The organism is uncultured Cyclobacterium sp., from assembly GCF_963976465.1.
Lineage (GTDB): Bacteria > Bacteroidota > Bacteroidia > Cytophagales > Cyclobacteriaceae > Cyclobacterium.
In genome coordinates this window covers 1-8,280 of record NZ_CAXBOC010000232.1, presented here as the reverse complement: position 1 = coordinate 8,280, position 8,280 = coordinate 1, and the positions used below count along the sequence as shown (strand labels likewise).

General features: G+C 39.4%; 4 protein-coding genes. 2 read left to right on the top strand and 2 right to left on the bottom strand.

All coding sequences use genetic code 11. The annotated features are described in order from the left end of the window. Both AAC037_RS13625 and AAC037_RS13620 read left to right on the top strand, forming a co-directional pair. Nucleotides 1–3,256: SusC/RagA family TonB-linked outer membrane protein (locus tag AAC037_RS13625; protein WP_339903507.1), on the top strand; the 3,256-nt coding region annotated here is incomplete at its 5' end. A 20-nt stretch (nt 3,257–3,276) separates the two neighbouring features. Further along, nucleotides 3,277–4,956 carry a SusD/RagB family nutrient-binding outer membrane lipoprotein gene (locus AAC037_RS13620; RefSeq protein ID WP_339903506.1) on the top strand — a complete coding sequence of 560 codons (1,680 nt, stop codon included), beginning with the start codon at nt 3,277–3,279 and terminating at the stop codon, nt 4,954–4,956. A 677-nt stretch (nt 4,957–5,633) separates the two neighbouring features. On the opposite strand, the gene AAC037_RS13615 is transcribed toward AAC037_RS13620, so the two are convergent. Further along, nucleotides 5,634–6,932 carry a hypothetical protein gene (locus AAC037_RS13615; protein ID WP_339903505.1) on the bottom strand — a complete coding sequence of 433 codons (1,299 nt, stop codon included), beginning with the start codon at nt 6,930–6,932 and terminating at the stop codon, nt 5,634–5,636. A gap of 169 nt (nt 6,933–7,101) precedes the next feature. Further along, nucleotides 7,102–8,265, bottom strand: a complete 1,164-nt coding sequence (locus AAC037_RS13610; protein WP_339903504.1) for a DNA-binding transcriptional regulator — start codon at nt 8,263–8,265, stop codon at nt 7,102–7,104. Nucleotides 8,266–8,280: the final 15 nt, after the last annotated feature.

Genomic DNA, 8,280 nt, shown 5'->3' with positions numbered 1-8,280 from the left:
AGAATTGGAGGAGATGGTTGCAATAACTATCAACGGAAAGGTTACTTCCACAGGAGATGATTCAGGCTTACCTGGAGTAACTATTTTGGAAAAAGGAACAAGCAATGGAACGGTAACGGACATTGATGGATCATATAGTATTGACGTAGCCGGACCAAATTCAATTTTGGTATTCTCTTACGTTGGCTTTGAAAGTCAAGAAGTTACTGTAGGTAACCGAACAAGTGTCAATGTGAGTATGGAAGAAGCAGCTACGGCTATGAATGAAGTAGTTGTAACTGCATTGGGTATCAAAAGAGACCAACGTTCTTTGGGTTATGATGTCTCTACAGTATCGGCTGAAGATGTTACACAGGTTTCTCAGGAAAATGTTTTGAGTTCTCTTGCTGGGAGAATGCCTGGTGTAACCATTAATCAGACCAGTGGTCCAGGTTCTTCTATCAGTATGGTGATTAGAGGAGCTTCTTCCCTTACTTCAGACAATCAACCACTATTTGTTGTAGATGGTGTTCCTATGTCGAACTCACTAAATAATAACAGGGAAAATGGAAATGGAAATCAGGTCGATTATGGTAATGCAATTTCTGATATTAATCCTGATGATATTGCAGATATCAGTGTGCTTAAAGGTCCCAGTGCTGCAGCATTGTATGGTACTCGAGCCGGTAATGGTGTAGTAATCATTACGACCAAATCCGGAAGCAAAGGAAAAAGTATGGGTGTATCTTTCTCTACGAGCAACGTATTTGAAAGACCATCCAGATTGCTTGATTTTCATTACAAGTATGCCAATGGTAACAGAGAAGGTGTATTCAATGATGGATCAGCTTATTGGGGTGGACCAGAGTTGGATGCAGGTAATATGGCAGAACAATGGAATAGCCCTGTAGATGAAAACGGAAACGTGATTCCTACTGAATTAAAATCTTATCCTAATGCCATGAAAGATTTCATGCAAACCGGGATAACGTCTAATAACAACATCGCTATAAGTGGAGGAGATGATAAGGCTACTTACAGGGTGTCCTATGGTAATATGATGCATCAGGGGATGATCCCAAATTCTGACTTGTTCAGAAATAGTATTGCCGCTTCTTTATCTTATGATGTTTTGGAAAACCTTACTTTGAATACGAATTTTAACTACACCAATAGTAAGTCCAATGACCGACCAAGTACAGGTGAAAGAAGGGGTAACCCATTAGAGGCAATTTATGCATCTTCTTATATAGCCTTTGAGCAGATGCGCGATATTTGGGTGCCGGGTCAAGAAGAAATTCAGCAGATTAGAACTCCTAATGGAGACAATCCATATTTCATTGCCTACGGTATCCAGAATGCCTTCAGAAGAGACAGGGTGTACGGAAATGTTTCTTTAGACTATAAAATCTCTGAAAAAGTGAATTTCATGGCAAGGTATTCATTGGATCGTTCTGACGAAAACAGAGAAACCAAGATACCTTATAGCTATAGTCGAATGGCTAAAGGCGGATATTATAACACTGATATGTTGAATCAAGAGTCTAATGCTGACTTCTTGTTGAGCTATAACGATGACTTTGGCAAATTGGATTTCAATGCCTCTGCTGGTGGTAATATCATGAGTAGAATTGGGTCTTCAGCTAATATAGGTGTAGGGGGAGACAGGAATAATGGACTTGTTGTTCCAGGCATTTATAATGCACAAAACATTCCTGCAGAAAATAGATCTATTAGCAATTCATATTCTGAAAAAAGAATTTATAGTATTTATGGATTGGCTTCTTTTGGTTATGCTGACCAATTGTATTTGGGCTTGACAGCCAGAAATGACTGGTCTTCTACGCTTCCTTTAAATAATAACTCTTATTTCTATCCTTCTGCTTCCTTAAGTTGGTTGGCCAATTACACGCTAAACCTTCCAGAAACGATTGATATGTTAAAGGCCAGAGTAGGTTGGGCAAAAGTAGGTAATGATACCAGCCCTTACAGGTTGGTTCAAAACCTTTCTACCGGTACTTATAACTCTATTAATGTTGCTTCCTTAGGATCAGGAATTAATAACCCTGATTTCTTACCGGAAGAGGCTACTTCTATTGAAGCAGGTATAGATTTGAATATGTTTGCCAATAAGTTGAGATTTTCCGGAACTTATTATGTGATCGAAAACAGAAACCAGATTTTCTCTGTGAACCTGCCTCGTTCTTCAGGATTTAGCAGCAGGCTGATCAATGCCGGCTTGATCGAAAGTAAAGGTATAGAACTTAGTCTTGGTGGTACGCCATTGGACAGAAATGGTTGGAAACTGGATGTAGACATGAACTGGAGCAGAAATAGAACCAGTGTATTGGAGCTTGTAGAAAACTTTAATAGAATTACACTTTGGGGTGATAATGGTGGTGGAGCAATTACCTTCCTTGGTGATCAAATAGGTGACCTTTACAGTAGAGGATTTGTACAGGTAGAAGACCCTTCTTCCCCATATTACAAATGGCCTGTATTAAGCAGTGCAGGAGAATGGCAACGATTGTCTGCAGATGAAGACCTTAGAAAAGTTGGTAACTTCAACCCTGACTTTATTTTAGGTATGCAAACAGGACTAAGTTACAAACGCTTTGTATTGAATGCTAGCTTTGACTGGAGACAAGGTGGTGAGTTCATGTCTTTCACCTACAGATATGGAGAGTCTGATTGGAAATCACAAAGGCAATTGGATAACCTGATCCCGGGAGGCAACTATTCTGAAGATGAATTGGTGGCGCTGTTAAAATCAGATCCGGAAAAATATATCATCCCAGAACCAGGTAATTTCCCTAGAGTTGGTGGACATACTGCCGAAACCGGTGGTTTTGCAATTGATGAAAATGGATCAGACGGAGCTTTTGTGCCAGGTGTGATTCAAACTGCCGGAGCTGATACACCGGATAACTATGCAGATGATGTATATGAGGAGCACTTAGGTGGATCCGGTACCAATATCTACCCTATCACCAATACTTACCCTTGGAGCTTTAATGAGCAAGTAACTTTTGATGCTTCTTTTGTGAAATTAAGAGAATTGTCTCTAGGTTATAAAATCCCTAATTTTAGTGTATTCAGAAATGCAACATTCTCTGTTTATACCAGAAATATAATTTTGTGGACAAAAGCGGATATAGGTATTGATCCAGAGAGAGCATTTAGGGCTTCAGGTTCTTCTTTCCGCCAAGGAATTGAGCGTCAAAATGTGATGCCGTGGAGTATTCCTGTAGGGTTCAAGCTTAATTTCAATCTTTAAAAGTCCTTAATTTACATATCATGAAAAATTTATTTGAATTTAGAAAGATAGCCGTATTTCTCCTGGGACTTATACTGGTCACCGGTTGTGATGACCAACTCAGTGAGATCAATACCAACCCATATGGTATTGACCCGGCCAACGCCAATCCAAACCTTTTGATGCCTTCGGTATTGTCATCTTCTGCCCAAAGCTACCTTGGTTTAGGCTTTAATGACCTTGCCGGTGCCATGCAATACACGCAGAAAAATGGTTGGTACAGTAGTCATAACAATTATGAATGGGTATCCAAAAGTTGGACGGGATGGTATGATATCTTAAGAACCAACAATCTGATGATTACCAGAGGTGAAGAACTTGACAATGATTTCTTTCAAGGAGTAGGCCTTACCATGAAGTCTTTTGCTTTTGGTAATATAGCTGACCTTTGGGGGGATGCACCATATATGGATGCCTTAAAAGGTGATCAGGGAAGCGATCAATTTCAATTCCCTAAATTTGATAGCCAGGAAGTGATTTATGATGGCATTATTGCAGACTTGCAATCCGCTGCCAATTTACTTTCTTCAGCATCCAATGAGGGAGTTACTAGTGGGAATGATCTCCTTTATGGGGGAAATATCGATAGTTGGAAAAGATTTACCAACTCACTATTGTTAAGGTATTATATGCGGTTATCTGAAAAGAAACCGGATGTAGCCAAAGCTGGAGTGGAAGCTATTTATAGCAGTGGTATTTATATTGAAAGCTGTGATCAGGATGCTACTTTGGATTATACAGGTGGAGCCAATGACATTTGGATAACACGTCATGTAAGACTTAATCCTGATGATTTTCAAAGATATCAAGCATGTCAGACTTTCATTGATCAGCTAACCATGACCAATGACCCTAGGCTTCCTGTATTCTTTGACTCTGTAAGGGTACAATGGGTAGAAGATGAGACCCTTAGTGTTGCGGCAGAAGACTTTATCAGAGCAAACGGTGAGCCTATAGAGTCTATCTATACCTTTGATCAGTTTGAAGAGGAATATGCAGATGTGAAGTTTACCCGGCACTTTAACCCAAACATGGCGGATTATAATTCTGATCTTTACGTAGGGTTACCACCTTCTATCCTTACGCCTGAATCTTACAATGGAAACCCGATTCCGGGTCAGGGAACACAAAACCTACATGTTTCCCAATTGGATCCTTACTATGCTACGGCTGGTCAGGCAGGAGATATCCTTCAAGCCAGAATCATCTCTGCGGCTGAAGTTAGCTTCATCTTTGCTGAAGCGGCACTAAAAGGATGGAATGTGGGAGATGCTGAAATGCACTACAACATGGGGATAGAACAGTCTCTGGAAGCTTGGGGTAAAAGCGACATGTATGAAGAATTTATTGACGAAGTGGCTTTTGATAACTCTATGGAGCAGGTATTGACCCAGAAATGGGTGGCCAACTGGTCCAATGGTACAGAAGCTTTTGCTGATTACAGAAGAACCGGATATCCTGATCTAGAGGCTGGTCCATTGTCTCCTCAACCTCAGGTAGCCATCAGATTCCAATATGGTAATGATGAGTACAACAATAATACAGACAATATAAATGCTGCATTGAATAATCTGGAAGTCACCGAATTTTCCGGTAACTTTGGTGCTGACAGCCAATGGTCTAAACCATGGTTATACCAAGGGACAAATAATCCTTTTTAAAAAGCGGATACTCTATTTATATAAAATCCCTGCTGGTTCCAGCAGGGATTTTTTTTGCCTATTTTTTAACCCGAGATATACGATCCATTGCAACTTCGTTATTCCATTTAACAATTCTGGTGAATAGTCCTAGTTTTTTCTTCAGGGCTTCTATTAGTCAAGTGATCCCAACTAGATCTCATGTCTTTTCAATCTTTGTGAAATTACGCTTAAATATAAAGGCAATGATTTAACGGGCTAAATAGCCTTTGAGAAAGATTTTGAATTTGTTCAATTGTATTAATCTAGCGAAGTAGTGAGCGAGGCAACGGTTGACAAATTCAGTGCGATGATACACCATCAAAAAAAAAGGTTCCGGGGCTAGACATGAGATAAGTGATAATTATCCAATTTTGACTTATAACAACTAAAAAAAGGCCGGAAAAAAATTCCGGCCTTTCCGATAAATGAAATTATATTTTGAAGTAAATTATGCTTCAAACTTTATTGATTGCTGAAATTGCTTCAACTTCAGAAGCATTAGACCAACTGCCGTAGTGAGATTTATTGCCATTTTTGTTAATTATAAGAATCTCATAGAATCATCTGGTTTTAAGCAATATCTTTCCGCACGTTTTCAGTTTAATATAGGAACTATTCTAACATCTAAACTTATCGCTTAATGCTTGCTATGCACATTAAAGCCATTCAAACCTCTTGTGTGCATTTCCGATTTCCCCATGACTATTGATAAGAATAAAGGCCAGCAATATAAAAAAGGCCAACATCAGTAGCAGGATCTTTGTCCAAGTGTTGGTTTTAGCAGGACGGGGAATAAAATGCGCTTGACTACCCGGGATCAGAGCAAGTATGATCACAAAGTTCACAATATACAAGAACTGCTCAATTCTGTAAAAACTTAAAAACGATCCTGTAAGTAGTATGGTGTAAGCAATATAAGACCCAAAATAGCTAATAAATAATAAGGAAATTTCCTTCTTAGTAAAAGCGGTATTTTCAAGCTTCTTTTTTCCTGAGCTAATTTTCATCCAATAGATAAAAAGAACTAAAACGATAAATAAAGCAATTAATTGAACCACAAGCCTCCAAGTTTCCGGCTGATTTACAATCGTAGCCAATGTTTCGGTATTGTCCTTCATTAAAAATGATTGATGCCAAACAAAGAATGGAATTAATAACAACAGCCCTAAGGTTGGAATGATCAGGTTAGTGGAGGTAAACCTTGTGTTTCGATTTTCTACTTTCCATGAAGAGGTAAATGTGCCATAAGCCATGCCTATTCCACCAAAAAAACCAAGTGAATATTCCATTACATTCCACATGTTAAAAGGTATTTGTGCTACATTTCCTAAAACTTGAAGGAAATTTCCGAAGGCAAACCCAAACCCACCACCTAGGCCTGCATAAATAGCGACCCTTAAAGCACTGAATTGCTTATTCCTTGAAAGGAAATAAATTAGTGCCAAGCCGGAGCCTGCACATATGCCCCATGCTTCTGACCTTGGAGGAGTCATCGCGAAACCCAACTGCTCCACCATAAGGAAATAAAAAATCAGCCCCCCCACTGCCATTTCTACCACCAATTGATGCCATTTTACTTTTTTCTCCGGGTTGTCTGCTAGGGCAAGCCCAAAAAGTCCACCACCTACTAATCCATACAGCCCACCAACGATAAAAAGACTAAACAGACCGTAATAAACGTTAAAAAACTCAGTCCCCTTGCCATAACCCACAAGAATCCCGTAGCTCATCATACCTCCAAAACCCCAGCCCACAGCTCCTGCAAAAGCTGCTTTAATTGCTTTGTTATACCAATCTTCTCTTTTGGCCAGCATAATCACACTCAAGCAACCAATACCGCCCGCCCAGGCAGCACCCTGTTCGTGCCCAAACTGTCCACGTATGGCCCATGCGGTAGCCAGAGACATACCGACAATAATAATTGATAGAATGGTTTTTTTATCTAAATGTTTCATAATTGGGAAAAGAATAAAGGTTGAAGATATTTCGGGTATGTTTTTATAGTATACCTTAGGGAACTAAAAAGTACCATTCAAAATAATGGCATTATATGAACGGTTGTGAGGGATTATTTGGTGGTGTATTGGGTAGGAGATATTTTAGATGGCAAAGTGAGCGGAAGACTTATTTCCCAGCAAGGTACCGCTTTCTGTATTCTATAGGATTACATCCTTTTACTTGCTTGAATTGCCTAGCAATGTTTTTGCTGTCATTTAAGCCTAGGTCCATGGCAATCTCAAAAACAGTTTGATCTGTTTCAAGAAGTTTTTGGGTAAATTTTTCTATCCGGAGGTTAAAAATATATTTGTAAATGGGGTAGCCTGTAATTTGCAAAAAACGCTTTTCAAGACTTCTTCTGGAAAGGGGTACTTGTTTTACTACTTCTTCTACCTGAAGGTTTTTCTCAATATTTTTATGGATATATTTCAAAGATGAAGCGATATGGTCATCGTTGGTTGCATAAATATCTGTAGACTGCCGGGTGATGACTTGGGTAGGTTTCACTCGGATATCATAAAAATTTGATGCACTGGTTTGGATCATTTGCTCCATTAACTTGGCAGTATCATAGCCCCCTTTTTCTATATCCAAGCCAATGCTAGATAGTGGAGGATCTGATAATTCACAAAGCATTTCATCATTATCAACCCCCAAAACAGCAACTTCTTCAGGAATCCGGATTTTATTTTGCTTGCAAGCTTCGGTAATGTGTAGCCCTTGGTTGTCATCACATGTCATGAGGGCAATGGGTTTTGGCAAAGACAATAGCCATTTGCTCAAAGAGTTACTCTTGTAGTACCACAAATCTGTAGAACGGGATTTTCTGTGCTCAAAGTAATTTACTTTGTAGCCCATCGCATTGATCTTCTTTTCAAAACCTTCTGCCCGTTCCCTGGACCAAACGATATCATTGAAACCGTAAAAGGCGAAATTCTTAAAACCTTTTTTCAGAAAGTAAGCGGCTCCCATCTCACCGGCTTCGTGGTAGGCACCTGTAATATTCGGAATTTCTGTAAATCGCTCTTTAAAATCCTGTGCAACTACCGGGATCTTTGAGTCGACGAGGAGGTCCAAGTCAATTTCGTTGTACAATTGACCAATGATTCCATCTGCTCCCCAGTCTTTGGCCCAGTCGAGTATACCCTTAATACCAATCGTTTCCCTATAATAAAGGGGCATTCGGCAATAGGACCAAGGTCCCTGCTCAGCAGAATATTTTGATATTCCTTTTAATAAACTCTTACTGTACTCTTCGGCAAAATCCAAGAGCAAAATAATTTTATACATGTCTTACTTAAAGAT

Coding starts and splice junctions, on each gene's coding strand:
- AAC037_RS13615 (WP_339903505.1), bottom strand. CDS start 6,932: ATGAAACATTTAGATAAAAAAACCATTCTATCAATTATTATTGTCGGT.
- AAC037_RS13620 (WP_339903506.1), top strand. CDS start 3,277: ATGAAAAATTTATTTGAATTTAGAAAGATAGCCGTATTTCTCCTGGGA.
- AAC037_RS13610 (WP_339903504.1), bottom strand. CDS start 8,265: ATGTATAAAATTATTTTGCTCTTGGATTTTGCCGAAGAGTACAGTAAG.